Genomic DNA, 1,152 nt, shown 5'->3' with positions numbered 1-1,152 from the left:
AAAAAGGGCGGATATATAGGGACTGGCTGGGTCCCCCGCCCTTAAAAAGGCGGATATATAGGGACTGGCTGGGTCCCATCCTAAAGAGATGGATACCCAAGGAGGAATGATGAATTAGAAGGTTACTACCATCTGAGACCACAGGGTCCGGGCATGAGAATCGGATTCTTTGCCCTTCAGGTCGTAGTATTCAACCTGAGCTACCATGTTCTTGGCCAGGGTCAGGTTGCCGCCAACCTGATAGCCTTTGAAGCCTTCCCCGTTGAAGGAATCCCACATACCGTTCATGGTATGGTAAATGATGGTGGGAGCTCCCTGATCATAGTACTTGGCGAACAGGCCCCAGGAACCAGGTTTGGAAGCAGCAGCACCCTTGTAGCCCAGGGATACTACATAACCGTCATCATCGCCGTTCTTATAGTCGCTGTTTGCCAGGGTGTCATCGTCACCTTTCAGGTACATGGCCCCGATCTTGAAGTCGCCGGCTTTGTAGTTGGCCCCAACAGTCCAGATTTTGTTGTCACCGGTGAGGCCGTTGTCGATCACCGGGCTCACATCGTCAGCCTTGGTGTAGGTGGCAGCCAGATCCAGGTTGCCGATGCTGCCGCCCAATTCTGCGTTCCAGAACTTGTCAGCTACGGAATCATCTTTGGTCCATTTACGGCCAGCGATGGTTCCCAGATCGCCATCCGTCCAGCCATAGGTATCCTTGCTGGCCATCTTGCCGTAGGCAGCGCTCAAATAAGCCTGGCCGAAAGGAACTTTGAACTGAACCGCATCTACACGGTCATCGTACACATTGCCTTCAGCAATGGTCTTGTTGAAACGGCCGGCTTGGATATTCCAGACACCGATGTTGCCGTCCAGGTAAGCTCTCTGGAAGGAGGTGTCGGAATCGCCGGATTCGTTCTTGCCCTGGAAGTACTGGTTGTTTTCCAGCATGGAAACGTAATGCCAGTTGTCGTTGACTTCCCCGGTCAGAAACAGACGGGTACGCAGACGGGACTGGGATTTGTCGGCTTTGCCGGTGGTCTTGCCACCTTCATTGTTGTAGTAGCTGGCACGGACGTTGCCGGTGATCTTTACGTTGTCAGCGTTCTTTTCCAGTTTGGCAACGCGAACACCCAGGTTGTCCAGTTCATCAGCGAATTC

The 1,152-nt window shown here is 53.1% G+C and carries 1 protein-coding gene; it reads right to left on the bottom strand.

Going from position 1 to position 1,152, the window contains the following annotated elements; translation table 11 throughout:
- Window positions 1-114: 114 nt before the first annotated feature.
- The coding region (locus QVO43_RS00925; protein WP_288174260.1) for a hypothetical protein at window positions 115-1,152 on the bottom strand (1,038 nt) is incomplete at its 5' end.

The organism is Acidaminococcus sp. CAG:542, assembly GCF_000437815.1.
In the GTDB taxonomy this organism is placed as follows: Bacteria; Bacillota; Negativicutes; order Acidaminococcales; family Acidaminococcaceae; genus Acidaminococcus.
Note: the sequence above shows the minus strand (reverse complement) of the source record. Positions and strands in the feature narration are given on the sequence as shown.